Annotated in this window: 18 protein-coding genes and 2 pseudogenes; 10 read left to right on the forward strand and 10 right to left on the reverse strand. The window is 72.9% G+C overall.

Annotation, left to right across the window (positions count from 1 at the left end; all coding sequences use genetic code 11):
• Positions 1 to 677 precede the first annotated feature (677 nt).
• Complete coding sequence (nhaA, locus tag HCC30_RS04025; RefSeq protein ID WP_169440607.1) at positions 678 to 2,105, forward strand: Na+/H+ antiporter NhaA; 1,428 nt, start codon at positions 678 to 680, stop codon at positions 2,103 to 2,105.
• A gap of 78 nt (positions 2,106 to 2,183) precedes the next feature.
• On the opposite strand, the gene HCC30_RS04030 is transcribed toward nhaA, so the two are convergent.
• From HCC30_RS04030 to iolC, 7 genes are all read right to left on the reverse strand, one after another.
• Positions 2,184 to 3,473 carry a DUF4185 domain-containing protein gene (locus tag HCC30_RS04030; protein ID WP_169440608.1) on the reverse strand — a complete coding sequence of 430 codons (1,290 nt, stop codon included), beginning with the start codon at positions 3,471 to 3,473 and terminating at the stop codon, positions 2,184 to 2,186.
• Between the two features lie 37 nt (positions 3,474 to 3,510).
• Complete coding sequence (locus HCC30_RS04035; protein ID WP_169441372.1) at positions 3,511 to 5,739, reverse strand: FUSC family protein; 2,229 nt, start codon at positions 5,737 to 5,739, stop codon at positions 3,511 to 3,513.
• 119 nt (positions 5,740 to 5,858) lie between these two features.
• Complete coding sequence (locus HCC30_RS04040; RefSeq protein ID WP_169440609.1) at positions 5,859 to 7,355, reverse strand: CoA-acylating methylmalonate-semialdehyde dehydrogenase; 1,497 nt, start codon at positions 7,353 to 7,355, stop codon at positions 5,859 to 5,861.
• 115 nt (positions 7,356 to 7,470) lie between these two features.
• Positions 7,471 to 9,390: a 3D-(3,5/4)-trihydroxycyclohexane-1,2-dione acylhydrolase (decyclizing) gene (gene iolD / locus HCC30_RS04045; protein ID WP_169440610.1), complete on the reverse strand. Its 1,920-nt coding sequence runs from the start codon at positions 9,388 to 9,390 to the stop codon at positions 7,471 to 7,473.
• On the reverse strand, positions 9,387 to 10,358 hold the full coding sequence (gene iolB, locus HCC30_RS04050; protein ID WP_346776488.1) for a 5-deoxy-glucuronate isomerase: 972 nt from the start codon (positions 10,356 to 10,358) through the stop codon (positions 9,387 to 9,389). Before iolB ends, iolD begins: the two co-directional genes overlap by 4 nt.
• 29 nt (positions 10,359 to 10,387) lie before the next feature.
• The gene (locus HCC30_RS04055) at positions 10,388 to 11,269 is read right to left on the reverse strand and encodes a deoxyribose-phosphate aldolase (protein WP_206323365.1); all 882 of its coding nucleotides are present in this window, start codon (positions 11,267 to 11,269) and stop codon (positions 10,388 to 10,390) included.
• Between the two features lie 31 nt (positions 11,270 to 11,300).
• Positions 11,301 to 12,266, reverse strand: coding sequence for a 5-dehydro-2-deoxygluconokinase (gene iolC / locus HCC30_RS04060; RefSeq protein WP_169440611.1), 966 nt, complete (start codon positions 12,264 to 12,266; stop codon positions 11,301 to 11,303).
• Between the two features lie 291 nt (positions 12,267 to 12,557).
• Here iolC and HCC30_RS04065 point away from each other — a divergent pair, with 291 nt between their 5' ends.
• From HCC30_RS04065 to HCC30_RS04080, 4 genes are all read left to right on the forward strand, one after another.
• A complete protein-coding gene (locus tag HCC30_RS04065; protein ID WP_169440612.1) occupies positions 12,558 to 13,460 on the forward strand; it encodes a sugar phosphate isomerase/epimerase in 903 nt (300 codons plus the stop codon).
• 158 nt (positions 13,461 to 13,618) lie between these two features.
• Entirely contained in the window at positions 13,619 to 13,813 is a 195-nt protein-coding gene (locus HCC30_RS04070) for a MerR family transcriptional regulator (RefSeq protein WP_169440613.1), read from the forward strand.
• Between the two features lie 282 nt (positions 13,814 to 14,095).
• Positions 14,096 to 14,314 (forward strand): heavy-metal-associated domain-containing protein, encoded by a 219-nt coding sequence (locus tag HCC30_RS04075; protein WP_169440614.1) that lies wholly within the window; start codon positions 14,096 to 14,098, stop codon positions 14,312 to 14,314.
• A gap of 61 nt (positions 14,315 to 14,375) precedes the next feature.
• On the forward strand, positions 14,376 to 16,709 hold the full coding sequence (locus HCC30_RS04080; protein ID WP_169440615.1) for a heavy metal translocating P-type ATPase: 2,334 nt from the start codon (positions 14,376 to 14,378) through the stop codon (positions 16,707 to 16,709).
• A gap of 445 nt (positions 16,710 to 17,154) precedes the next feature.
• On the opposite strand, the gene HCC30_RS04085 is transcribed toward HCC30_RS04080, so the two are convergent.
• Both HCC30_RS04085 and HCC30_RS28385 read right to left on the reverse strand, forming a co-directional pair.
• Positions 17,155 to 18,444 carry a citrate synthase gene (locus HCC30_RS04085; protein WP_169440616.1) on the reverse strand — a complete coding sequence of 430 codons (1,290 nt, stop codon included), beginning with the start codon at positions 18,442 to 18,444 and terminating at the stop codon, positions 17,155 to 17,157.
• A 161-nt stretch (positions 18,445 to 18,605) separates the two neighbouring features.
• Positions 18,606 to 18,889, reverse strand: a pseudogene (locus tag HCC30_RS28385) (ATP-binding domain-containing protein); the annotation flags it as partial.
• 166 nt (positions 18,890 to 19,055) lie between these two features.
• Between HCC30_RS28385 and HCC30_RS04090 the strand changes: the two are divergent.
• From HCC30_RS04090 to HCC30_RS04110, 4 genes and pseudogenes are all read left to right on the forward strand, one after another.
• Positions 19,056 to 20,072, forward strand: coding sequence for a LacI family DNA-binding transcriptional regulator (locus tag HCC30_RS04090; RefSeq protein WP_169440617.1), 1,017 nt, complete (start codon positions 19,056 to 19,058; stop codon positions 20,070 to 20,072).
• Positions 20,069 to 21,718: a sugar ABC transporter ATP-binding protein gene (locus tag HCC30_RS04095; RefSeq protein ID WP_346776489.1), complete on the forward strand. Its 1,650-nt coding sequence runs from the start codon at positions 20,069 to 20,071 to the stop codon at positions 21,716 to 21,718. The genes HCC30_RS04090 and HCC30_RS04095 overlap by 4 nt, the downstream gene beginning before the upstream one ends.
• 106 nt (positions 21,719 to 21,824) lie before the next feature.
• Positions 21,825 to 23,741, forward strand: a pseudogene (locus HCC30_RS28390) (substrate-binding domain-containing protein).
• Between the two features lie 94 nt (positions 23,742 to 23,835).
• The gene (locus tag HCC30_RS04110; RefSeq protein ID WP_169440619.1) at positions 23,836 to 24,624 is read left to right on the forward strand and encodes a sugar phosphate isomerase/epimerase family protein; all 789 of its coding nucleotides are present in this window, start codon (positions 23,836 to 23,838) and stop codon (positions 24,622 to 24,624) included.
• A 61-nt stretch (positions 24,625 to 24,685) separates the two neighbouring features.
• Here HCC30_RS04110 and HCC30_RS04115 read toward each other — a convergent pair whose 3' ends face one another.
• Positions 24,686 to 26,107 carry a S28 family serine protease gene (locus HCC30_RS04115; protein WP_169440620.1) on the reverse strand — a complete coding sequence of 474 codons (1,422 nt, stop codon included), beginning with the start codon at positions 26,105 to 26,107 and terminating at the stop codon, positions 24,686 to 24,688.
• A gap of 138 nt (positions 26,108 to 26,245) precedes the next feature.
• Between HCC30_RS04115 and HCC30_RS04120 the strand changes: the two genes are divergently transcribed.
• Positions 26,246 to 26,743, forward strand: a complete 498-nt coding sequence (locus tag HCC30_RS04120; RefSeq protein WP_206323366.1) for an NUDIX domain-containing protein — start codon at positions 26,246 to 26,248, stop codon at positions 26,741 to 26,743.
• Position 26,744 lies beyond the last annotated feature (1 nt).

A 26,744-nucleotide genomic window follows, 5' to 3' on the forward strand; every position in this document is an offset into this window, starting at 1 on the left:
CGGCTGCCCCGGCCGCTCGGGCCCGCGGGCCGCTCCCCCGGCCCGCGGGGCCGACGTCCGCACGCCGGTCTTCCCCAGCGTCGGCCGGTATCCGCTCCCGGAAGGCTCGCCCTCCGGTTCCTTCCGCGCGGAGGGCGGGCGCGGGGTCTCCGCCGGATTGGACGACCGCGCCAGGCGGGAGAGGCGGGGTGAACCCGTCGAACGAGCGGGCCGGGACGACCGACCCGTGCCGTCGTTCTGCATGCCGATCCCCCACCCCCGGCCACGGTCCGCGGCCCTGTTCCGCTGCGTGTGCGCGGTGACTGTGTGTACAGCCTTCGCCGTGGCTCAACCCTATCGATGACGGACGCCCCGGACCCGTCCTCCCTTGACGCGGCCCCGGCGGACGCTTGGCGCGTACGCACCATCCGGCACTCCGCCGGACAGACGGGACGAATGAGACGCGGGTCACACGCGGTGGGTACGAGACCCCTTCTGCCCCGTGCTGCGGGGCCACAACCGTCCCGGAGCACTTCCCGGGCCCCTTCCGGGACGCCGCCGACCGCTCGGCCGGGGCGCCGAGGCCAGGTACGGTGTAAGGGCGGCGTCAAGAACGTCCGTGTGAATCATGGTGTGCCGGGAAGTCTGGTCGGCGGTTTTTCAGCCTGTTCAAAGCCGTCTGACGGAGAGTACCCAGCATGACCCCTTCCACCCAGCACACCCCTGAGAGCGGGCCCGCGGAGCAGCGCGCCGATTTCCTGGCACGCCCCTCCGCGAAGGAACGCAGACACCTCACGGACGCCCTGCGCACCGAGACGGTCGGCGGAATGGTGCTCCTGGGCGCCGCGATGGTGGCCCTGATCCTGGCCAACACCCCGCTCAGTGACCTGTACGAGTCCGTCAGGTCCTTCCACTTCGGCATCCCCGCGCTGGGGCTCGACCTGTCGGTCGAGCACTGGGCGTCGGACGGTGTGCTGGCGATCTTCTTCTTCGTCGCCGGTATCGAGCTGAAACGCGAACTGGTCGCGGGCGAACTGCGCAGGCCGGCGGCGGCCGCGCTGCCCGTCGCCGCAGCCATCTGCGGCATGGTCGTGCCCGCGCTGTTCTACCTGGGCATCAACGTCGCCGGGGACGGCCAACTGCACGGCTGGGCCGTGCCGATGGCCACCGACATCGCCTTCGCGCTCGGCGTCCTCGCCGTCATCGGCACCAACCTGCCGTCCGGCATCCGCGCCTTCCTTCTGACGCTGGCCATCGTCGACGACCTCGGCGCCATCCTCGTCATCGCGGTCTTCTACACCTCGACGCTCAACTGGCTGGCCTTCGGCGGCGCCGTCGTCGGCCTGATCGTCTTCCGCGTCCTGCACATCAATCTCCGCGTGCGCGGCTGGTACATCTACGTGCCGCTGGCCCTGGTGATCTGGGCGCTGATGTACAACAGCGGCGTCCACGCCACCATCGCCGGTGTCGCGATGGGCATGCTGCTCCGCGTCACGCCGCTCAAGCGCAGCGACGGCACCGAGGAGGAGGAGTCGCCCGCCGAGCACATCGAGCACAAGGTGCGCCCCCTGTCGGCCGGTTTCGCGGTGCCGCTGTTCGCGCTCTTCGCCGCCGGTGTCGGCGTCTCCGGTGACGCGCTGGCGAAGACCTTCGCCCAGCCCGAGGCGCTCGGCGTGATCCTCGGTCTGGTCGCGGGCAAGTTCATCGGCATCCTGGGCGGCACCTACCTCACCGCCCGCTTCACCAAGGCCAGGCTCAACCCGGACCTCGGGTGGCCGGACGTCGCCGGTGTGGCGCTGCTGGCCGGTATCGGCTTCACCGTCTCGCTGCTGGTCACCGAACTCGCCTTCACCGACAAGGACACGACGGAACACGTGAAGGCGGCCGTGCTGATCGGCTCGCTGCTCGCCGCCGTCCTCGCCTGCGTCCTGCTGAAGATCCGCGACACCAAGTACCGGGCCCTCTACGAGGAGGAGACCCGGGACGAGGACCAGGACAGCGTCCCGGACATCGACCAGGACGAGGACGCCGAGCTGCGCCCCGCCGAGGCCGCCCGCCGCGCCGCGGAACGCGAACGCACCGCGCTCGGCAAGAACGAGCAGGACGGCGGCCCGGCGTCCGCGTAGCCGGACGAGGGCACCGCGCACCGTGAAGGGCGCGGAGGGGAACGCCCCTCCGCGCCCTTCCGCTCGTCACCGGCGCCCTCACCCGGGCCCGAGCTGGAGGCGCAGGAAGCGCGGCCGGTAGAGCTCCACGTCGCGGTGGATGGCCGCCGGGTCGCCGAGCACGTTGACGTCGTAGCTGACGAGCAGTTCACCGCCGGGCCCGATCGCGGGGTGCCCCTGCGGGTTGTACGGGACGGCGCCCGCCGCCGGACCGCCCGGCGGCAGCGGCGGCTTCGCCACCGGGGACGGGCCGTGCCATGGCCCCGTCGGCGAGCACGACCAGTACGAGACGATGTCGGACAGCCCCTGCCCGTCCGGGCCGCCCGCGTCCATGGTCAGCAGCAGCCAGCTGTCGCCGTGCCGTACGACGCTGTAGGTGCCGGTGGCGCCCCGGTTGGGTGTCTTGCCGACGAGTATCGGCGCCGACCGTGCCGGATCGCGCCGCCAGCCGTCCCCGCTCCAGTACCGCCAGGCGTCCGCCTCGGCCAGCCGCCCCACGGGGACGCGGGCCACGTGGGCGCGGGACGGGCCCCCGTCGACGCTGCCCTCGTCGGCGCCGAAGACGTACGTCCAGCCGCCCCGGGTGACCGCCGAAGTGCCGTACAGGACACGGCGGTCGACCTCGGGGCCCGGCGCGCTGTGCACCGTGCGGAGGCTCTCCAGCTTCAGGTCCGGCAGGGAGAGCGTCGCGACCTCGGTGGCCCGGGGGACGCCGAACACCCAGGGCGGGGAGCCCGCTTCGCGCTGCCAGAGCAGCACCCGCACCACCTGCTCCCCCGCACCGCCGCCGCGGGGTTCGACCACGGCCTGGACGGGCCAGCGCCACACCTCGCGTCCGTCCTCGGTGGCCGTCCCGGCGAACAGGGCGGTGTTCCGGCCCTGTTGCTCGCCGAGCAGGGTCCGCTCGACCGTGCCGCCGGACGAGAGCACCAGGCCCGCGTTGCGGACCCACACGGGGCCCGGGGCGCGGCTCCGGCCGCCGTGCACCTCGTCCAGGAAGGTGTCGGCGGACATCCACAGGATGCGCCCGTCGGGGAGGCGCACCGAGCGGGAGCCGTCGCCGCCCGTCCAGTCGTCCAGGCGCGTGTTGTCGTCGGCGTAGCGGGCGAGTTCGGCGGTCATGCGGTCGTCGGTGCGCCAGCCCTTGACGGTGACGCCGTCGCAGGCGCGCCGCGTGCTCTCCTCCCCCGGCACGGTGACGACGAGCGCGGCGACCACGGCGGCGGCCAGCACGCCCGGTACGAGCCTGCCGTGCGGGAGCCGGGAGCGGCGCGGGAGCCGGAGGAAGCGCGGCCGTGCCGGTAACCGGTCGGTCCTGTGACTGTCCATCCGCAGCAGGCTACGGCCGCCGGCCGCCGCCGGACAGTCACGCGGGTGAGCGCCGGCCGGGTGTGCCCTTGCCCGAGGGAGCGCGGGGCGCCGTCGCCTCGGCGAGGTCGTCGAGCGCGTCGGTCAGCAGGTCGGCCGAGCGCAGGGCGACGGACGGCGGCCCCGAGGACTCCCGCTCCCACCAGGCGGACAGCGCCTCGTGCACGGGACCCCAGTCGACGGGCCGGTTCTCCCGGATCGCCGGTGCGGCGTTCGCCATGGTGGTGCTGAGCGCGGTGACGAACTCGGCCGCGCCCTCGTTCGGTTGGGCGTCGCGGGACGGCAGGTGGGCCTCCAGCAGCATGGTCACCCGCCCCATGGTGACCATCGCGGACTGCGCGTCGGAGGCGGAGCGGCGGGAGAGCCTGCCCCGGTGGCGGACCGGTTCGGCGCCGGCCCGGCTGACCGTCTGGTCCCACAGCTGCCGGGACGCGCGGGTGTCCAGCAGCGCCTCGCGGACCTGCCGCGAGGAGCGCTGCGCCGGACGGGAGAACGCGCCGAGCACGGCGATGGAGTAACGGCCCGTCGCGGACAGCCAGTCGGCGAGCCGGTCGCGCAGCAGCGGCGTCTCCCAGGCGGGGAAGACGGCGTAGCTCAGCATCGCGATGACGCCGCCCAGCGCGGTCAGCGCGATCCGCTCCAGCGCCGTCTGGGACCACAGGGAGCCCGCGATGCCGAGCAGGAACACCACGTACGCACCGGTGCAGACGGAGGCGATGGCGTAACCGGTGTGCATCAGCAGGTACATGAAGCCGACGCTGACGACGGCCAGCGCCGCGCTCACGTAGGCGCCCGGATGGAACAGTGCCATGACGGCGCCCGCGAACCCGACGCCCACGAGCGTCCCCGCGAAGCGGGCGACGCCCCGCTCGTACGTCCGGGAGAAGTCCGGGCGCAGCACCATCACGGCGGTGAGCGGCACCCAGTAGCCGTGCACGGGCGGCAGCGCCTGGCCGAGGACGTACCCGGCGGAGGCGACGACGGCGACCCGCAGCGCGTGCCGGAACACCGCGGACTTCATGGTGAACTCGCGCCGGAAGGTGCGCAGTGCGACGGGCACGAGCCGCGCCAGCGAGGGCCGGTTGAGGTGGCGGGTGCGGCGCACCACCTGCCCCGAACCGGTCTCCGTGGCGCCGGTGTGCTCGCCGCTCTCCGCCTCGCCGGGCCGCACCTCGCCCGCGGTGACGGGCGAGTGCCAGGTGGCCATCGGCAGCAGCGGGATGGAGCGCGTCACCTCGACGGGTTCCTCGGCCGCCTCGACAGCGCCGTCCGTCAGCGCGATGAGCCGCATGGCGGCCTTCCGCGCGGGCCCGTTGAGCTTCGGCCCGGACTCCGGGACCTGGAGGACCTCCAGCGCGCTCTCCGGGATGCGGACCCGCTCACCGCGCCGGATCGCCCTGGCCACCGCGTCGAGCACGGTCGCCGCGGCGGACAGCAGTTCCTGCACCCGGTCCCGCTCCGGGCCCTCCAGCGGGGCGCCGCCGACCACCGGGTCGGCCAGCGAGGCCAGGACGGGGCGGAAGCTCTCGGCCAGTCCGCGGTACCCGCCGAGCTGGCGCGGGCGGCGCCGGGCCTGCCGCGGGGTGACGGCCGCCGCGCGGCGTGCGGTGATCAGCGGCTCGGGGTCGAACGGCGCCGTGGGGTCGTGCCGCAGGCGGCGCGCGTAGTCGGCCACTCCGGCCAGCGCGTCGGCGAGCGCGTCCCGTCGCTCGCCCCAGGGCCGGACGGGGAAGAGGATGATCAGCCCCGCCTGGATGAGCCCGCCGACGGCGATGAGCGCCGCGTGGGTCAACGCGCCGAGCACGGACGTGGGCAGGGTGATGACGATCATCATCACGGCGATGGTCAGCGCGGCCACCACACCGGACGTCGGGCCGATGCCCCAGGCCATTCCGGCGGCGAAGGCCCACACCGCGAGCAGGAGGACGAAGAAGACGATGTGTCCGGCGAGCAGATAGCCCAGGAAGCTGGAGACGGCGAGGCCGGTCGCGGCGGACAGCGCGAGGACAGGGCGGGGCCGCCAACTCCGCTGGAACGTCGCGACACCCGAGGCGAACGCGCCGAACGCGGACGAGACCGCGAGCTGCGGCGGTCCGATCCACAGCGCGATCCCGATGACGAGCGCGACACCGCACGCGCCGCGCAGCGCGATGAACGGGGTGAGGGAGGTGCGCTCGACCGTCAGTCCGGAGCGGGCCGTCTCCTTGAGCGCCCGGAGCCAGGGCATGACAGTCATCCCCCGAGAATAACGGGCCGCAAAACGGACACGGCGATCATCCCCGCGGCCCCGCTCCCCCCGCACCGACGACGCGGGGAGAGCGGGGCTCGGGCCGGAACGGCGGCCCGTCAGGAGGACGTGGGGAAGCCGAGGTTGATGCCGCCGGAGTCGGCCGGGTCGGGCCAGCGGGTGGTGATGACCTTGCCGCGCGTGTAGAAGGCGATGCCGTCGTTGCCGTAGATGTGCAGGTCGCCGAAGAGGGAGTCCTTCCAGCCGCCGAAGGAATGGTGGCCGACCGGCACCGGGATGGGCACGTTGACGCCGACCATTCCGGCCTCCACCTCCAGCTGGAAGCGCCGCGCCGCCCCGCCGTCCCGGGTGAAGACGGCCGTCCCGTTGCCCCACTTGCTGCTGTTGACCAGCCGGATCGCCTCGTCGTACGTCCCGGCGCGGACGACGCACAGCACCGGGCCGAAGATCTCGTCCCGGTAGGCGTCCATCTCCGGGGAGACCCGGTCGAGCAGGGAGACGCCGAGGAAGAAGCCCTCGGGGTGGCCCGCCACCGAGTAGCCGGTGCCGTCGACGACCACGTCGGCGCCCTGCGCGCGGGCGCCGTCCACGTAGGAGGCGACCTTGTCGCGGTGTTCGCGGGTGATGAGCGGGCCCATCTCGGACTCGGGGTCGGTGCCCGGGCCGATGCGGAGGGCGCGGGCGCGCTCGGCGATCCGGTCCACCAGGGCGTCGCCGACGGAGCCGACGGCGACGACGACGGAGACGGCCATGCAGCGTTCGCCGGCCGATCCGTAGGCCGCGTTGATCGCGTTGTCGGCGGCGAAGTCGAGGTCGGCGTCCGGGAGGACGAGCATGTGGTTCTTGGCGCCGCCCAGCGCCTGCACCCGCTTCCCGTGCTCCACGGCCCGCAGCTGGACGTACCGCGCGATGGGCGTGGAGCCGACGAAGGAGACGGCCGCGACGTCCGGGTGCTCCAGGAGGCGGTCGACGGCGGCCTTGTCCCCGTTGAGGACGTTCAGCACGCCGTCGGGAAGCCCGGCCTCGGCCGCGAGTTCGGCCAGCCGGTACGCGGCGGAGGGGTCCTTCTCGCTGGGCTTGAGGACGAAGCTGTTCCCGCAGGCGACGGCGAGCGGGAACATCCACATCGGCACCATGGCGGGGAAGTTGAACGGGGTGATGCCCGCGACGACGCCCACCGGCTGCCGGATGGAGGCCACGTCGATGCGGGTGGAGACCTGGGTGGACAGCTCGCCCTTGAGCTTCTCGGGGATGCCGCAGGCGAGTTCGAGGATCTCCATTCCGCGCGCCACCTCGCCGAGCGCGTCCGCGTGCACCTTGCCGTGCTCGGCGGTGATGAGCGCGGCGAGCTCCTCGCGGTGGGCGTCGAGGAGTTCGCGGTAGCGGAACAGGAAGGCGGTACGCCTGGCCAGCGACGTCTGCGACCAGTCCGCGTACGCCTCACGGGCCGCCTCGACGGCCGCGTCGACCTCCTCGGCCGAGGCGAGCGCCACCCGGGTGGGCTGCGCGCCGGTGGCCGGGTCGTAGACGGGGCCGAAGGTGCCGGACGTGGGCTCGGCGGGCTTGCCGCCGATCCAGTGGCCGAGGGTCTTCATCACAGGGGCCTCTCTGGGTGGCTGGGAACGGTGCGCGCCGCGCGGGACGGTGCGCGCGCGGCTCGTGCGGGATGCTGCCCCGCCGCGCACCGTCCCCACACGCGGGCGGGGCCGGTCACAGGTACCGGCGCCGGTCCGCGGCCCGGCGCTCGTACTCCTCGCGGGCCCCGCGCGCCGCGGGGCGCGCGGAGGTCCCGGCGACCACGACGTCCCACCAGGCCGAGACGGGCGGGCCCGCGGCCGGGTCCGCCGGAGCCGTCTCGACGTACACGCAGGTCGGCCGGTCGGAGGCGCGGGCCTCGGCGAGCGCCTCGCGCAGCGCTTCGCGGGTCCCGGCGCGGAGGACGTCCATGCCGAGCGAGGCGGCGTTCGCGGCGAGGTCGACGGGCAGCGGGTCGCCGGTGTACGTGCCGTCCGGGGCGCGGTGGCGGTAGGCGGTGCCGAAGCGTTCGGCGCCGGTGGCCTCCGAGAGGCCGCCGATGGAGGCGTAGCCGTGGTTCTGCACCAGGACCACGTTGATGTTCACGCCCTCCTGGACGGCGGTGACGATCTCGGTCGGCAGCATCAGATACGTGCCGTCACCGACGAGCGCCCAGACGGGAGTCCGCGGCGCGGCCAGCCGGACGCCGATGGCGCCGGGGATCTCGTAGCCCATGCAGGAGTAGCCGTACTCCAGGTGGTACTGGCGGGGTGACCTGGCGCGCCACAGCTTGTGCAGGTCGCCGGGGAGCGAGCCGGCGGCGTTGACGACGACGTCCTCGTCCCCGACGACGGCGTCCAGCGCGCCGATCACCTGGAGCTGCGTGGGCCGGGAACCGCCCGCTCCCGCGTCGTACGCCCGCTCGACGACGCGGTCCCAACTCGCCTTCCCGCGCGCACAGTCGGCGGCGTACGCCTCGTCCACCCGGTGCCCGGACAGTGCCCCGGCCAGGTCCTCCAGGCCGGCCCGCGCGTCCGCGACGAGGGGCAGGGCGCTCATCTTGTGGCCGTCGAACGCGGTGATGTTGAGGTTCAGGAAGCGCACCGACGGTTCGGCGAACAGCGTCCCGGAGGCGGTGGTGAAGTCGCTGTAGCGGGTGCCGACGCCGATGACCAGGTCGGCGGCGCGGGCCAGTTCGTCGGCGACGGCGGTTCCGGTGTGGCCGACGCCGCCGAGGTCGCAGGGGTGGTCGTGGCGCAGCGAGCCCTTGCCCGCCTGGGTGGAGACCACCGGGATGCCGGTGGCATCGGCGAGCGCGCGCAGCGCGTCCTCGGCCTCGCTGTGGTGCACCCCGCCGCCCGCGACGATCAGCGGCCGGCGCGCCCCGCGTACCGCCTGCGCGGCCTCCGCCAGGGCGCCGGGCTCGGGGCGGGGGCGGCGTACCGGCCACACGCGGTCGGCGAAGAACTCCTCGGGCCAGTCGAAGGCTTCGGCCTGCACGTCCTGCGGCAGCGCGAGGGTGACGGCGCCGGTGTCGGCCGGGTCGGCGAGCGTCCGCATCGCCTGGAGCGCGGCCGGCACGAGTGCCTCGGGGCGGGTGACGCGGTCGAAGTAGCGGGAGACCGGGCGCAGTGCGTCGTTCACCGACACGTCCCCGGCCCAGGGCACTTCGAGCTGCTGGAGCACCGGGTCGGCGGTCCTGGTGGCGAAGGTGTCGCCGGGCAGCAGCAGGACGGGCAGCCGGTTGACGGTGGCGAGGGCGGCTCCGGTGACGAGGTTGGTGGCGCCGGGGCCGATGGAGGTGGTGACGGCGTGCGCGGAGAGGCGGTTGCGCTGCCGGGTGTAGCCGACGGCGGCGTGCACCATGGCCTGTTCGTTCCTGCCCTGGAGGTAGCGCAGCGGCGCGCCGGGCCCCTGGCCGCTCTCCACCAGGGCCTGTCCGAGGCCCGCGACGTTCCCGTGGCCGAAGATGCCCCAGCAGGCGTCGATCAGCCGGTGCCGCGCTCCGTCGCGTTCGGTGTGCTGCGCGGCGAGGAAGCGGACGAGCGCCTGCGCGACGGTCAGCCTGCGGGTGCCGCCGCGGCTCGCGCCGCCGGCGGGTGGTGTGGTGGTCATGCGTGCTGCTCCCCTTCCGCGGTGGGCGCCTGGTAGAGCGGGAGCCTCGGGTCCACGGGGCTGTCCGGCCAACTGTCCCTGATCCAGGCGTGGTCGGGGTGGTCACAGATCAGCCAGGCGCGCTCCTCGCCCGGGCCCGCCATGACGTTGAGGTAGTACATGTCGTGCCCGGGCGCCGCCATGGAGGGCCCGTGCCAGCCGTCCGGGATGAGCACGGCGTCCCCGGCGCGTACCTCGGCGAGGACGTCGGTGCCCCGGCCGCGGCCGCTGGGCGAGACGCGCTGGTAGCCGACGCCCTCCGTGCGGCCCCTCCCGTCCGGGTGCTCGTGCGGGGCGATCTCGAAGTAGTAGATCTCCTCCAGTTCGCTCTCCTGCCCCGGCCGGCACTCGTCGTGCTTGTGCGGCGGGTAGGAGGACCAGTTGCCGCCCGGGGTGAGCACCTCCACGGCGATGAGCCGGTCCGCCTCGAACACCCCGGCGGCGCCGAAGTTGTTGACCTGGCGCGAGCAGCTGCCCGTGCCGCGCAGCTCGACGGGGACGCCGCCGGCCGGCCCGTACCGGGCGGGCAGGCGCCGTTCGCAGCGGGCGCCGGTCAGCGCGAAGCGGCCGCCGTGCCCGGAGGTGACGGTGACGTGCGCGTCGCGCGGCACGTAGGCGAAGTCCGTCACGCCGTCGAAGACGCTCTCCCGCCCCCGCAGCGCGAACCGGTGCTCCGTCCCGTCCGCGTCCGAAATCGTCACCGTGCAGCCGCCGTTGAGCGGGAGCACGATCCACTCGCTGTCACCGGCGCCGAAGTCGTGCGTCCCGCCGGGCTCCAGCCGCAGCACCCGCAGCGAGGAGTGGTCCCACCGCGCGCGCTCCGGGCCGATGTCCAGCGCGTACGGGCCCGAGGCGGTGCTCCCGGCGCGCAGGTGGAGGCCGTCCGCCCCCTCCGCCGTGTCCGTCACGTGTCCCCTCTCTCCGTCCACGTCCTCTCTCCTTCCCTCGCGCCGCCGCGTCACAGCAGTCCGACGGCGGTGTCGACGGCCTTGGCCACGTCGCCGTCGGGCGGGTGGAGCAGTGCGCGGCCGACGACCATCCCGCGTACGCCCGGCAGCCGGAGCGCCCGGCGCCAGCGTGCGTAGGTGCCGTCCTGGTCGCCTCCGGTCTCACCGCCGAGCAGGACGGTGGGCAGGGTCGAGGCGCCGCACACCCAGGCCATGTCGTCCGCATCCTCGGGCACCGGGACCTTCAGCCAGGTGTAGGCGGACGTCCCGGCGAGTCCGGAGGCGATCGCGATGGACCGGGCCACCGACTCGGCGCGCAGGTCGTTGCGGACGGCCCCGTCCACCCGCCGGGAGAGGAACGGCTCGACGAAGACGGGCAGTCCGCGTCCGGCCATCTCGTCCACGGCGCGGGCCGCCGCGTGCAGGGTGGCGAGCGAGCCGGGGTCGTCGTAGGCGATGCGGAGCAGCAGTTTCCCCGCGTCGAAGCGGAACCGTTCCAGGTCGCGGGGGCGGTAGCCGGTGAACCTGTCGTCCAGTTCGAAGGAGGCGCCCGCGAGTCCGCCGCGGTTCATGGAGCCCATGACGACCTTGTCGTCGAGCACGCCGAGGAGCAGCAGGTCCTCCAGGATGTCGGCGGTGGCGAGGACGCCGTCGACGCCGGGGCGGGACAGCGCGAGGCAGAGCCGCTCCAGCAGTCCGGCGCGGTCGGCCATGGCGAGCGGGTCGTCGCCGACGGCGAGCACGCCGCGGGCCGGATGGTCGGCGGCGAGGATCATCAGCCGCTTGCCGTCGCGGACGAGCGGGCGGCGGACGCGCCGTGCCGCGGCCTCGGCGACGGCCTCCGGACGGCTCGCGCGCAGGGCGCCGAGCTCGGCGATGCTGATTCCGCTCAACGGGGGCTCTCTTTCGGACGGTTGGGCCGGCTCAGTGCCGCAGCAGGTCCTCGACCTCGGCGGCGGTGGGCATGGCCGGGGAGCAGGCGAGCCGGGAGGCGACGAGGGCGCCGGCGGCGTTGGCGTACCGCATCACGTGCTCCAGGCCCCAGCCGGCGAGGAGGCCGTGGCAGAGCGCGCCGCCGAACGCGTCGCCCGCGCCGAGCCCGTTGACGACGTCGACGGGGTGCGGCGGCACCTCGGCGGCGGTGCCGTCGCGGTGCAGCGCGAGGACACCCTCGGGGCCCTGCTTGACGACGGCGAGGTCGACGCCCGCCGCGATGAGTGCCTCGGCGCAGGCGCGGGGGTCGCGGGTGCCGGTGGCGATCTCGCACTCGTCGACGTTGCCCACGGCCACCGTGCTGTGCGCGAGGGCCCGCTCGTAGTGGGCGCGGGCCTCGTCCGGTCCCGCGGACCAGAACATGGGCCGCCAGTCCAGGTCGAAGACGGTGAACCGGTCCGCCGCGCCGTCGGCGGCCGCGCTCCGGGCGGCGAGTGCGTCGAGGGTGGCGGCGCGGCTGGGTTCCTGGCAGAGGCCGGTGCCGCTGGCCCAGAAGATCCGGGCGGCGGCGACGGCCCCGAAGTCCAGCTCGGCGCTGTGGATTTCGAGGTCGGGGGCCTTGGGCTCGCGGTAGAAGTACAGCGGGAAGTCGTCCGGCGGGAAGATCTCGCAGAAGGTGACGGGGGTCGGGTACCGCTCGACGGCCGTGACGAAGCGGTCGTCGACGCCGAACTCGCCGAGGGCCTGGTGGATGTAGGTGCCGAACGGATCCTGCCCGGTACGGCTGATCACGGCGCTGGACCGGCCGAGGCGGGCGGCCGCGACGGCGACGTTCGTCGGCGAACCACCCAGGAACTTCCCGAAGGTCTCCACCTGCGGCAGCGGCACTCCGGTCTGGAGCGGGTAGAGATCGACCCCGATGCGGCCCATCGTGAGGACGTCGAACGGCTCGGTCATGGCGGCCCTTTCCGCTGTCGTACGCCTGGTCGGCACGCGCCGGTGGCCTCATCGTTGAACCTGACGGAAGCCCGTGTCAATGATTTGTCCTTACATACGGACGTCGCGGGCCGCGCCTGTCGCACCCCTCGCCAACTGCGAGGTCACAATGAAGTGTTGTCATGACAAGCCCTTGACAGTGACTCCACCGGGACGTTTGCTCGCGGTGGCCATCACCCACCGGCCGGCCACCGCGTCGCCCCGCCGGCCGCTCCGTCTTCCCCGGTCCCGCAGACCGCGAGAGGAGCCCCCATGCCCGCTGCCCTCGACCGCATCCGGGTCGGGTCCGCACCCGACTCCTGGGGCGTCTGGTTCCCCGACGACCCGCTGCAGGTGCCGTGGCACCGCTTCCTCGACGAGGTCTCCGCGTCCGGCTACGAGTGGATCGAACTCGGGCCGTACGGCTACCTCCCCACCGACCCCGCGCGGCTCACCGAGGAGACCGGCAGGCGGGGCCTGAAGGTCTCGGCCGGCACCGTCTTCACCGCACTGCACCGCGGCCCCGCCACGCACGAGGCGACCTGGGAGCACGTCAGCCGGGTCGCCGCGCTCACCCGGGACATGGGCGCGCGGCACCTGGTCGTCATCCCGTCCTTCTGGCGGGACGACAAGACCGCCGAGATCGTCGAACCGCGCGAACTGACCGCCGAGCAGTGGGCCCATCTCACCGGCGGAACGGAGTGGCTGTCCCGGAGGGTGCGCGAGGAGTACGGCCTGGACGTCGTCGTCCACCCGCACGCGGACACCCACATCGACACCGAGGAGAACGTCGCCCGTTTCCTCGACGGGACGGACCCCGGCCTGGTGAACCTCTGCCTGGACACCGGCCACTACGCCTACTGCGGCGGGGACAGCGTCAAGCTGATCGAGACGTACGGGGAGCGGATCGGCTACCTCCATCTCAAGCAGGTGGACCCGGAGGTGCTCACCCAAGTCGTCCGCGAGGGAACGCCGTTCGGGCCGGCCGTGCGACAGGGCGTGATGTGCGAACCGCCGCTCGGGGAGCCCGCGCTCGAACCCGTGCTGGAGGCCGCGCAGGGGCTGGGCGTCGAGCTGTTCGCCATCGTCGAGCAGGACATGTACCCGTGCCCGCCCGAGCGGCCGCTGCCCATCGCCGAACGCACCCGCCGCTTCCTGCGCTCCTGCGGGGCCTGACGCCCGCGTCCGCTGTCGACCGGTCCGTCACAAGCGTCACGAATATCCGGCCGCCGTGTCACAGTCCGTCGACAGGCCCTCTCCGCTCCCGCCCCGCACCGTTCACGGGGCAGTGACTGATGGTGATCAATAGTCACTCCCGTGGGAGGTGCAGAGAGATGACCGACAGACGGCTCTGGTCGTACAAGGAAATCGCGGCGCACATCCGGGTCCGGACGGACACGGTGCGTTCGTACCGCAAGCACGGTCTGCTGCCCGCACCGGACCTCGTGGAGGGCGGCAGGCCCTACTGGTTCGCCGACACGATCCGCGCATGGGTGGAACGCCGCCCGGGCCACCGGGGAGGCCGATAACCCCGCGCACCGCACCCGTCCCCGTGGCCCCGGCCGCCTCGCTCCCCGGAGAGGCGCCCGGGGCCACTACAGTGAAGAGGCGCTCCGGCGAGGGCACTTGGCGCCCCCGGGCCGCGTCATCCTCCGCCGCCCGCGACGGGAGCGGGCCCCGCGCGGGACCACCCGAACCGGCGACCCCGGAAGCACCGCCGACCCCCACGGACGGGATACCTAGGGGGGGTAAAATGGCGGATGTGGGGCACGGCGTGCCGTCACACCGCACGATGACGCGAGGAGAGACCCATGAGCAACGTCACCACCGTCTACCAGGTCACCGGCATGAGCTGCGGCCACTGCGAGGGCGCCGTCACCGAGGAGGTGTCGGCGATCGAGGGCGTCGAGTCCGTGAAGGCCGTCGCCTCCACCGGTGAGGTCACCGTGATCTCCGCCGCCGCACTCGACGACGAGGCCGTCCGCGCCGCCGTCGACGAGGCGGGCTTCGAGCTCGCGGGCCGCGCCTGAGCCCAGCCCCGGCCCCCCGGGGGCCCGAGCACCACATCCGTCCTTCCGGGAGCGTCCCGCCATGTCCAGCAGCACCACCCCGGCCCCGCCGGAGGCCGGCGTCCCGGCCGCCCCCGAGCACCGGGTCGAACTCGCCATCGGCGGCATGACCTGCGCCTCGTGCGCGGCCCGCGTGGAGAAGAAGCTGAACCGGATGGACGGCGTCACCGCCACCGTCAACTACGCGACGGAGAAGGCGAGAATCGCGCACGGCGGCACGGTGACGGTCGAGGACCTGATCGCCACCGTCGAACGCACCGGCTACACCGCCGAGCCCCCGCCCGCCGCCGCCCCCGAGCCCGAGCCGCGGGCCGACGGCACGGAAGACGCGCCGCCCGGGGCGAGCGAGGCGGACGGCGAGGACGGGGAGACCGCCGCGCTGCGGCAGCGCTTCCTCGTCACGCTCGTCCTGTCGCTCCCCGTCGTCCTGCTCGCGATGGTGCCGCCGCTCCAGTTCGACAACTGGCAGTGGCTCTCGCTCACCCTCACCGCGCCCGTGGTCGTGTGGGGCGGCCTGCCCTTCCACCGCGCCACCTGGACGAACCTGCGGCACGGCGCGGCCACCATGGACACCCTGATCTCGGTGGGCACGCTCGCCGCGTTCGGCTGGTCCCTGTGGGCACTGTTCCTGGGCGACGCCGGCGACCCGGGCATGCGGCACGGCTTCGGCTCGGCGCTGTCGGCGGTCACCGGCGACGGCCGGATGCCCGGAGCCTCCACCGTCTACCTCGAAGTCGCCGCCGGCGTCACCACGTTCATCCTGCTCGGCCGCTTCCTGGAGGCGCGGGCCAAGCGGAAGGCGGGCTCCGCGCTGCGGGCGCTGATGGACCTGGGCGCCAAGGACGTCGCCGTGCTGCGGGACGGCGCGGAGGTCCGCGTCCCCGTCTCCGCGCTCGCCGTCGGCGACCGGTTCGTGGTCCGCCCCGGGGAGAAGATCGCGACGGACGGCACCGTGCTGGAGGGCGCCTCCGCGGTGGACACCTCGATGCTGACCGGCGAGTCCGTCCCCGTGGACGCCTCGGCGGGCGACGCCGTGACGGGCGCGACGGTGAACGTCTCGGGGCGTCTGGTCGTCGAGGCCGGCCGGGTCGGCGCGGACACCCGGCTGGCGCGGATGGCGCGGCTCGTCGAGGAGGCGCAGAGCGGCAAGGCCGAGGTGCAGCGCCTCGCCGACCGCATCTCCGCGGTCTTCGTCCCCGTCGTCCTGCTGCTGGCCGTGGGCACGCTGCTGGTCTGGCTGGCGCTGACCGGCGAAGCCGCCGAGGCGTTCACCGCCGCGGTGGCCGTGCTGATCATCGCCTGCCCCTGCGCCCTGGGCCTGGCCACGCCGACCGCGCTGATGGTCGGCACCGGACGCGGCGCCCAGCTGGGCATCCTCATCAAGGGCCCCGAGGTGCTGGAGAGCACCCGCCGCATCGACACCGTCGTCCTCGACAAGACCGGAACCGTCACCACCGGCGCGATGACCCTGCTCGACGTCGTCCCCTCCGAGGGGACCGACGCGGACGAACTGCTGCGCGTGGCGGGCGCCCTGGAGGACGCCTCCGAGCACCCCGTCGCGCGGGCGATCGCGGCCGGCGCCCGGGAGCGCGGGGCCGCGGACGCACCCGCGCCGGTGGTGCGGGACTTCGAGAACCTCGCGGGCACGGGCGTACGCGGAACCGTGGACGGCCGGAGGGTCGAGGTCACCCGCGCCGTCGAGCTGCCGGAGGCGCTGGCCGCGGCCCGGCGGGAGGCGGAGCGGCAGGGCCGCACGGCCGTGGCCGTGACCTGGGACGGAGCGGTGCGCGGCCTGCTCGCCGTCGCGGACTCGGTGAAGGAGAGCAGCCCCGAGGCGGTGCGCCGGCTGCGGCAGCTCGGGCTGCGCCCGTACCTGCTCACCGGCGACAACCAGGCCGTCGCCCAGGCCGTGGCCCGGGAGGTCGGCATCGGCTCGGGCGATGTCATCGCCGGGGTCCTCCCCGAGGACAAGGCGCGCACCGTCGCCCGCCTCCAGAGCGAGGGCCGCACCGTCGCCATGGTCGGCGACGGCGTGAACGACGCCGCCGCCCTGGCGACGGCCGATCTCGGCCTCGCCCTCGGCACCGGCACCGACGCCGCGATCGAGGCCGCCGACCTCACCCTCGTCCGGGGCGACCTGCGTGCCGCGGCCGACGCGATCCGCCTCTCGCGGCGCACCCTGGCCACCATCAAGGGCAACCTCTGCTGGGCTTTCGGCTACAACGTCGCCGCGCTCCCGCTCGCCGCCGCCGGTCTCCTGAACCCGATGATCGCCGGGGCCGCGATGGCCTTCTCCTCCGTCTTCGTCGTCACCAACAGCCTCCGCCTGCGCCGCTTCGGCCGGACGGCGGACTGAGCACACCAAAAGCGCCCCGTCCGACAGGTCCCCCCACGGGCCCGCCGGCGGGGCGCTCTCGTTTCCCGGTCACGGATTCCCCCCACGGGATCCTGGCCGGGTGCTCGCATGGCTGTACGTACGGACGGGAGGGCCGCTCAAAGCTCCCCGGGCACGTTCACCCTTTTGTGCGGCGCCGGGCTCGTCCCCCAAAGACTCGCTCGACGCGTGACGACGGTTCCGCCGGGAGCCGGTCGTCTCCCGGTTAGACAGGCGAATCCCCGAAATGGTTACCCCCCAATTTCTGTGATCTACGTCTCTCCGTAGATCTCTTCCGGCGCCCCTCGCTCCGCAGCGGCGCGCGGGCGCCCGGGACGGCGCGCGGGCATGCGAAAGGCCCCGGCCGATGACGACCGGGGCCTTCCCAGGGGACTCCGAGAGGCGTCCGACGATTCCCGGGGAGGGATCAGCGGGACTCGACGGGGACGTAGTCGCGCTCGACCACGCCGGTGTAGATCTGCCGCGGGCGGCCGATCCGGGAGCCGGGCTCCTTGATCATCTCGTGCCACTGGGCGATCCAGCCCGGCAGCCGGCCGAGCGCGAACAGCACGGTGAACATGCTGGTCGGGAAGCCCATGGCGCGGTAGATGAGGCCGGTGTAGAAGTCGACGTTCGGGTAGAGCTTGCGCTCCACGAAGTAGTCGTCGCTGAGGGCGTGCTCCTCCAGGCGGAGCGCGATGTCGAGCAGCTCGTCGCTCTTGCCGAGGGCGGAGAGGACGTCGTGCGCCGCGCTCTTGATGATCTTCGCCCGGGGGTCGAAGTTCTTGTAGACGCGGTGCCCGAAGCCCATGAGCTTCACGCCGTCTTCCTTGTTCTTCACCTTGCGGATGAAGGTGTCGACGTCGCCGCCGTCGGCCTGGATGCTCTGGAGCATCTCCAGCACGCTCTGGTTGGCGCCGCCGTGCAGCGGGCCCCACAGGGCGTTGATGCCCGCGGAGACCGAGGCGAACATGTTGGCCTGCGAGGAGCCGACGAGGCGCACGGTGGAGGTCGAGCAGTTCTGCTCGTGGTCCGCGTGCAGGATCAGCAGCTTGTCGAGGGCGCTGGTGACGACCGGGTCCAACTCGTAGTCGGCGGCCGGGACGGAGAAGGTCATCCGGAGGAAGTTCTCGACGTACCCGAGGTCGTTGCTCGGGTAGACGACCGGGTGACCGATGGCCTTCTTGTAGGCGTAGGCCGCGATGGTCGGCAGCTTGGCCAGGAGGCGGATCGTCGAGAGGTGCCGCTGCTCCTCGTCGAACGGGTTGTGGCTGTCCTGGTAGAAGGTCGACAGGGCGCTGACGACCGAGGACAGCATGGCCATCGGGTGAGCGTCACGCGGGAAGCCGTCGTAGAACCGCTTGACGTCCTCGTGCAGCAGCGTGTGCTGGGTGATCTCGTTCTGGAAACCGGCCAGCTGATCGACCGTCGGCAGCTCGCCGTTGATCAGCAGGTAGGCGGTCTCGATGAACGAACCGCGCTCGGCCAGCTGCTCGATGGGGTACCCGCGGTAGCGCAGAATGCCCCGCTCGCCATCCAGGTAGGTGATGGCGGATTTGTAGGCGGCGGTGTTGCCGTAGCCCGAATCCAGGGTCACCAGACCGGTCTCGGCGCGCAGTTTGCCGATGTCGAAGCCCTGGTCGCCGACCGTGCTCTCGACCACCGGGTAGCTGTACTCGTCGCCTCCGTACCGAAGTACTACAGAGTTGTCGCTCACGTCATCCCTCACCGACGTAGTGCCTCTTCTTCGAGGTGCCCTGACTCTCTCCACTGTCCCCCATTCCGTGCAGTGCGGTGCACTCGGGGTCGGCCAAAGGGCTCCTGGGTGGCACGGAGTGCCGCCCAAGGGAACATCCTGCACCCTCGGAGCTCCACCGGTCATCCCCCGGTACCCCCCGCGCCCGTGGCGTGCGACGACGCGCCGCCGAGACGGGGTGTCAGCACGGTGCGCCGCGGACCCGCGGAAACCGCGCGAACAGCCTGGCCCGGAGCCCTCCGGGAGCCGACGGGCACCGGAGGACGTTTCGCCCGGGTCACGGCGGTATGCGGCGGATTGCACTGAAGCACCATTCCTGCACGCGTCGTGACAGGAATCACCACTGCGGGGGACTCGCTCCCCTGGAAGGCCGGAGGGTGACCGCGTACGCGCCTGCCCGCTCGTCCGCGCCGTCGGCCACGCCCCCCGTACACCCAACTCCCCCTGAACCAGGGGCCGCTGGCATGGTCACGATCGGATGTCGACCCCTTGTGCCGCGCGGCGGGCGTCGCTTCTCATGACGGATGTAATCGTTACCACGGCGCACGATCTTCCCCTCGGGAGTCCCTGCGATGACGAGCATCAAGGACGTCGCCACCCGGGCCGGTGTCTCGGTCGCCACCGTCTCGCGCGTGCTGAACGAGCACCCCGCCGTCCGCGAGGACACCCGCTCGCGCGTGCTGTCGGCGGTGACCGACCTCGGCTACCGGCCCAACGCCGTGGCCCGTTCCTTGCGTACGCACCAGACCCGCACCCTCGGACTGGTCATCAGCGACGTGCTCAACCCGTTCTTCACCGAGCTGGCCCGCGCCGTCGAGGACGCGGCGCGGGAGCGCGGCTACAGCGTCATCATCGGGAACGCCGACGAGCGGCCCGACCTCCAGGACCACCACATCCGCACGCTGCTCGACCGCCGCATCGACGGCCTGCTGGTCTCCCCCACGCACGGCGGCACGGCCCTCACCCGGGAGGCGGCGCAGGCGCGCACACCCATGGTGTTCGTCGACCGCTGGATCGACGAAGCCGCCTTCGCGCACGTGCCGGTGGTCCGCACCGACGGCTCCGCCGCCGTGCACGCGCTCGTCGGCCACCTGCGCGCGCTGGGCCACCGCCGGATCGCCATCATCGGCGGGCCCAGCGAGACCACCACGGGGAACGAACGCGTCGACGCGTTCCGGGACGCGCTCGCGGCGCACGGCCTGTCCCTGCCCGCCCGTTACGTGGGGCAGGGCGACTTCCAGGCCGAGAGCGGACGCCGTGCGACGGCCCGCTTCCTCGCGCTGGAGGAGCCCCCCGAGGTCATCTTCGCCACGGACAACCTGATGGCCCTGGGCGCGATGGACGAACTCCGCTCCCGCGGCCTGCGCGTCCCCCGCGACATGGCCCTCGCCGCCTTCGACGACGTCCCGTGGTTCCTGCACACCGACCCGCCGATCACCGCGGTCGCCCAGCCCACGGAGGAGCTCGGGCACCGCGCGGTACACGCCCTCACCGGCCTGATCGAGGGCCGCGGAGCGGACTCCGTCACGCTCACCGCCCGCCTCACAGCGCGCCGTTCCTGCGGCGAAGACGAAGGGAGCCCCACGTGACCACCCCCGACCCCGGCAGGCGAGGGGGCCCGCCCCCCGGAGGGCCGGCCCGCGAGCTGCTGCGCACCCGGGGCATCCGCAAGACCTTCCCCGGCGTCGTGGCCCTGGACGGCGTCGACTTCGACCTCCGTTCCGGCGAGGTGCACGTCCTGCTCGGTGAGAACGGCGCGGGGAAGAGCACTCTGATCAAGGTGCTGTCCGGGGTGCACCGCGCGGACGAGGGCGAGGTGCTGCGCGAGGGCAGGCCCGTACGCGTCGGCGGCGCCGAGGACGCGGCGCGGCTCGGAATCGCCACCATCCACCAGGAGTTCACCCTCGTCCCGCAGCTCTCCGTCGCGGAGAACATCTTCCTCGGACGGCAGCCCCGGCGGTTCGGGATGGTGGACCGGAAACGGATGCGCGCGGACGCGGCCGTGCTGCTCGACCGGGTCGGGGTGGACGTCCCGCCCGGCACGCCCGTCGGTGAACTGGGCATCGCACACGCCCAGATGGTCGAGATCGCCAAGGCCCTGAGCCTGGACGCGCGCATCCTCGTCATGGACGAGCCGACGGCGACGCTGACGGCGGGCGAGGTGGACCGGCTGTTCGGGCTCGTGCGCCGGCTGCGGTCGGAGGGGGTGGGCGTCGTGTTCATCACGCACCATCTGGAGGAGATCGCGGCGCTGGGCGACCGGGTCACCGTCATCCGGGACGGCCGGAGCGTCGGCCAGGTACCGGCCACCACACCGCGCGACGACCTGGTGCGCATGATGGTCGGCCGCAGCATCGAGCAGCAGTACCCGCGCCACGCGGCGCAGGTGCGCCGGACGGAAGGCGCCGGGGAGGTGGCGGACAGCGCGCCGGAGCGCGGGAGTTCCGGGGCGCCGCTGCTGCGGGTCGCCGGGCTCACCCGCGCGGGTGCCTTCGCGGACGTCTCGTTCGAGGTGCGGGCCGGTGAAGTGGTCGGCCTGGCGGGCCTCGTGGGCGCGGGCCGCACCGAGGTCGCCCGTGCCGTGTTCGGGGCTGACCCGTACGACGCGGGCAGCGTGGAGGTGGACGGCCGGAGGCTGGCGCGGCACGACGTCCAGGCGGCGCTGGCCGCCGGGGTCGGGCTGGTGCCGGAGGACCGCAAGGGCCAGGGGCTGCTGCTGGACGCCTCGGTGGAGGACAACCTCGGCCTGGTGACGCTCGGTTCGGCCACCCGCGGCGGCTTCGTCGACCGCGCGGGCCAGCGCAGGGACGCGGCACGCATCGCCGATCGGCTGGCGGTGCGGATGTCCGGGCCCCGCCAGCCCATGCGCACGCTCTCGGGCGGCAACCAGCAGAAGGTCGTCATCGGCAAGTGGCTGCTGGCCCGCAGCCGGGTGCTGATCCTCGACGAGCCCACCCGGGGCATCGACGTCGGCGCGAAGGTCGAGATCTACGAGCTCGTCAACGAACTGACCGCCTCGGGGCACGCGGTGCTGATGATCTCCAGCGATCTGCCCGAGGTGCTGGGCATGAGCGACCGGGTCCTGGTCATGTCCCAGGGCCGGATCGCCGGGGAGCTGACCCGGCGCGACGCCACCCAGGACGCGGTCATGGAACTGGCCGTCGGGACCACGGCGCACCACTCGGAACGGAACACGGACGAAGCGAAGGACAGGGAGACCCCTCGTGGCCATTGACACCCGGAAGACCCGGAAGAGCGGTGCCGCCGGGGACCACCGCAAGGGGTCCGGCGGGGCCCAAGCCGGGCCGCGCGGCGGGGACTTCGCCGCGACGGCGCGGCGGCTGCTGGCGGAGAACGGGGCGCTGAGCGCGCTGGTCGTCCTGGTCGCCGTGCTCGCGGTGATGTCGCCGGACTTCCTGGGCACCCAGAACCTGCTCAACGTCGGCGTCCAGGCGGCCGTGACCGCGGTGCTGGCCTTCGGCGTCACCTTCGTGATCGTCGCGGGCGGCATCGACCTGTCCGTCGGCTCCGTCGCCGCGCTGGCCGCCATCATGCTCGGCTGGATGTCGACCGAACAGGGCCTGCCCGTCTGGCTGTCGGTGCTTCTCGCGCTGGCCACGGGTGTCGCCTGCGGCCTGGTCAACGGCGGGCTGGTGGCGTACGGGAAGCTGCCGCCGTTCATCGCCACGCTGGCCATGCTCTCGGTGGGGCGCGGGCTGGCACTGGTGATGTCCGAGGGGAGCCCGATCACGCTGCCCGACTCCGTCGCCTCGCTCGGCGAGACGCTCGGCGGCTGGCTGCCCGTACCGGTGCTGGTGATGGTGGCGATGGGCGTCGTCACAGCTGTGGTGCTCACGCGGACGTTCAGTGGACGCGCGATGTACGCGATCGGCGGGAACGAGGAGGCGGCCCGCCTCTCGGGGATCAGGACGGGGCGTCAGAAGCTCGTCGTCTACGCGCTGTCGGGGGGCTTCGCCGCGGTCGCGGGCATCGTGCTGGCGTCCCGGCTGGCCTCGGCGCAGCCGCAGGCCGCCGCGGGGTACGAACTGGACGCCATCGCGGCGGTGGTGATCGGCGGCGCGAGCCTGTCCGGGGGCGTCGGGAAGGCTTCGGGGACGCTGGTCGGAGCGCTGATCCTGGCCGTCCTGCGGAACGGTCTCAACCTGCTGAACGTGTCGGCTTTCTGGCAGCAAGTCGTGATCGGAGCAGTCATTGCGCTCGCCGTGCTTATCGATACACTGCGTCGCCGCGCATGATCTCTATGCGATGGGGGGAGCACGTGTTCGTTTCATCTGCCGTCGACTGCAAGGAATGCAGCAATGAGCAAGGGCAAGCGCACGTCCGCCGCACTGACCACTGCGGCACTGGTCTTCACGGCGACCGCGTGTGGAACCGGAAGCACTGACTCCACAAGTGGAGACAAGATTGAACTCGGGCTGGCCATATCCAGCCTGAACAACCCCTTCTTCGTCGAGATGAAGAAGGGCGCCGAGGCCGAGGCGAAGAGCCAGGGGGTCGAACTGAGCGTCCAGGACGCCCAGGACGACGCGTCACGGCAGGTGAACCAGGTGCAGAACTTCACCAGTCAGAACATGAAGTCCGTCATCATCAACCCCGTGGACTCCGAGGCCGCCGCCCCCGCCGTGAAGGCGGCCTCCAACGCGGACATTCCCGTCCTCGCCGCCGACCGCAGCATCAACTCGGGGGACGTGAAGGCGACCGTCGCCTCCGACAACGTCGAGGGCGGCAGGCTCGCCGCCAAGCAGCTCGCCGAGGAGCTCGACGAACAGGGCGAAATCCTCGTCCTGCGCGGCCAGTCCGGCACCTCGGCCTCCCGCGAACGCGGCAAGGGCTTCGCGGAGGGCATCAAGAAGTACCCGGGCATCAAGGTCGTCGCCAAGCAGCCCGCCGACTTCGACCGGGCCAAGGGCCTCGACGTCACCACGAACGCGCTCCAGTCCCACCCGAACATCACCGGTGTGTTCGCCGAGAACGACGAGATGGCGCTCGGCGCCGTCAAGGCCCTCAAGGGCGACGCGGGCACCAAGGTGAAGGTCATCGGCTTCGACGGGACGCCGGAGGGCCTGAAGGCGATCGCCGGCGGCAAGCTCACCTGCTCCATCGCCCAACAGCCCGACGAACTGGGCAGAATGGCGGTACGGAACGCGGTCAGACTCGCGAACGACAACGACGTGGACAAGCAGATCAAGGTCCCCGTGAAGGTCGTCACGCAGAAGAACGTCGACCGCTTCTCCTGACCCGCCCGGGCTTCGAGGGGGCCGGCCGGTGACCCGGCCCCCTCGCCCCCACGCGGTGCTTGTGGCGCACGCCGCCGTCTGGTGCGGTGAGCGGATGCGACTCGCCTTCTCCACCCTCGGTGTCCCCGGCCTCCCCGTGCCCGAGGTGGTCCGCCTCGCCGCCGACTGCGGCTTCCAGGGCGTCGAACTGCGCACCCACCCCGAGGAACCCGTCCACCCCGGCCTCTCCCCGCGCCAACGCGCCGAGGCGGCCCAGGAGTTCACGTCCGCCGGGGTCCGCCTCCTCGCCCTCGCCGGATACGTCCGCGTGGCCGCGCCCGGGGACGACGGGGAGGTGCTCGCCGAACTGCGGCAACTGCTGGAGCTGGCCCGCGACTTGGGCGCACCGTACGTCCGGGTGTTCCCCGGCGGCGGGGACGCGGGGTCCGGGGAGGGCGACGCGTACGCGGTGCGGCGGCTGGCGCGGGCCGCGCCCGTCGCCGCGGATCTGGGGGTGCGGATTCTGCTGGAGTCCCACGACTCGCACCGCCGGGGCGAGGACGTCGCCCGCGTCCTCGACGCCGTGCGCCACCCGGCGGCCGGCGCACTGTGGGACGTGCTGCACACCTGGCTCGGCGGCGAGACCCCCGCGAGGAGCCACCGCGCGCTCGCTCCCCACCTCGGATATGTGCAGGTCAAGGACGTCGCCTCGGCCGAGGACACCGCACCGCTCCCGCCCGGCGCCGGCGTCCTGCCGCTGCCCGAGGCGGTGGGGCTGGTGGCGCGGGACGGCTGGCTGTGCTGGGAGTACGAGAAGCGCTGGCACCCGGAAGCGCCGGAGCTGCCCGCGCTCCTGCCCGGCGTCCGCGACCACCTGCTGGGCCTCGCGGCCGTCCGGGGCTGACACCGCGAACGGGCCGCCCCGCGCACCTGCTCCGCGGGACGGCCCGGCACTCGCGCCCCGGTCAGGGGCGCAGCATCCGCTCCCTGGGGTCGGGACGGTCGAGCTCGGCGTCGTACGTGGTCAGCCGCTTCGGCGCGGCGCCCTTGTCGGCCGCGGCGCGGTCCACGCCCGCCCATTCGAGCAGCGACTCGGTGGCCGCCTCCCGGTCCTTGCCGGCGAGCATCGCGATCTGCGCGCCGTGGTTCGCGCCCGGCGCGGTGTAGACGTGGGAGTCCTCGCTGCCCCGGCCGACCCGGAACGGCTCCGCGCGCCACGGGTCCTTCTCGCCGTTGACGAACAGCATCTCGGAGGACCGGGTCCGCACCCAGCGGTCGATGTCCTTCATCGCGCCGTGGTCGAAGCTGTCCATCGGGATGTCCCTGGGGACGTACGTGCGCGGGGAGTTGAGGCCCGGGTACTTGCGCAGGTCGTCCAGCAGGGGCTCCTCGTAGTCGGGGGAGCCGAGCTGGGTGCCCGCCTGGTAGTAGTACGGCACGTAGTCCTTCATGCCCTGGTCCGTCCCGGCGTCCCAGCCGCCGATCTTGTCGGCCCAGGTGTAGAGGGCGTCGGTGGAGGCGTCGGGCGTGGGGACGTCACCGCACTCCTTCTCCTCCAGGTGGTACTGCCAGAAGCCCCAGACGAGGTCCTGCGCGATCAGCTCGAACGCCTTGTCCACGCCGCCGACCGTCTCGAAGGTGTAGCCGCCCTTCTTCGCCCACTTCGCCAGCCGGTCGACCATCTCGCCGCGCCGCTCGAAGATCTCGCGCTGTGCGGCGTTCAGCCGGTCGCGGCACTGCTTCGTGCCGACGTTCTCGAAGAAGTCGTAGTACGCGCCGTCCTCGTCGTTCCGCACGTCGTTGGGCGCGACGTAGGCGACGGTGCCGTCCATGTCCTGCGGGTAGAAGCGGCGGTAGTAGGTGGCCGTCATGCCGCCCTTGCTGGCTCCGGTGGAGATCCAGTTCTTCGCGTAGACGCGCTTCAGCGCCGAGAAGATGCGGTGCTGGTCACTGGCGGCCTGCCAGATGTCCAGCTTCGACCAGTCGGCCGGTTCCGGGCGGGACGGGGTGAAGTAGCGGTACTCCATCGACACCTGGTTCCCGTCCACCATCTGCGTCGGTTCGGTGCGCTTGGGTTCCGGGTTCAGGGTGTAGCCGCCCGTGTAGAAGACGGTGGGCCGGTCCTCTCCCTTGTGCAGGAGGGATATCCGCTGCTGGAAGGTCCCCTCGTCGGGGTTCCGGTGATCCACCGGCTGCTCGTAGTTGAGGACGAAGAAGCGGTAGCCGTCGACCGGCTTCTCCTCGATCAGGCTCATTCCGGGAATGGCGAGGATGCGGTCCTTGATGTCGGTCCCGGCCGCTGTGGCGGCCCCCGCCGACGAGCCGCCGACGCCCGTGACACCGATCAGCACCACGAACGACAACAACCATCTGAGCGCTCTGCGCATGTGCTCTCCCCTGGATCCGGCAAAGGTCGCAGTGAACCTATAGCCGTGACTCCCCTCCCGCCAGACCCAGTTGGCCCCCGAGCCACTCCACTGCACCGCCCCTGACGCCCTCCGCGCGGGCCGCCTACGCTGGCCGCCATGACTGACGCCGCGCCCAGCCCGCTCGCCACCGGTCCGCGTGACATGGCCCTGCTGTCCTTCCACCCGGCCGCCGAGTTCACCGAGGACCACCGCTTCGAGGACGCCGAGGTCGGCTACGCCGTCGTGATCCTGCGGCACGGGGAACGGCTGCTGATGGCGTACCAGTGCGAGCGCGCGTGCTGGGAGCTTCCCGGCGGCGGCATCGAACCGGGCGAGCCGCCGAGGGAGGCCGCGGCGCGTGAACTGCGCGAGGAGACGGGCCAGGTGGTGCCCGCCGGCCGGCTCCGCTTCGACGGCTTCGCGAAGACCGCGCTGGGCCCCGAGCGCAAGGTGCTGTACGGCGCGGTCTTCACCGCCGTCACCACCTCCCCCGTGCCGTTCACCGCCAACGCCGAGATCTCCCGCGTCCACTGGCGGCACGGCGACGAGCCGCTGCCGGGCGGCCACCTGGTCCAGACGGTGGACGAGTTCCTCGTCGGGCTGTGCCCGCTGTAGC

This window comes from Streptomyces sp. HNM0574, assembly GCF_012726235.1.
Lineage (GTDB): Bacteria > Actinomycetota > Actinomycetes > Streptomycetales > Streptomycetaceae > Streptomyces.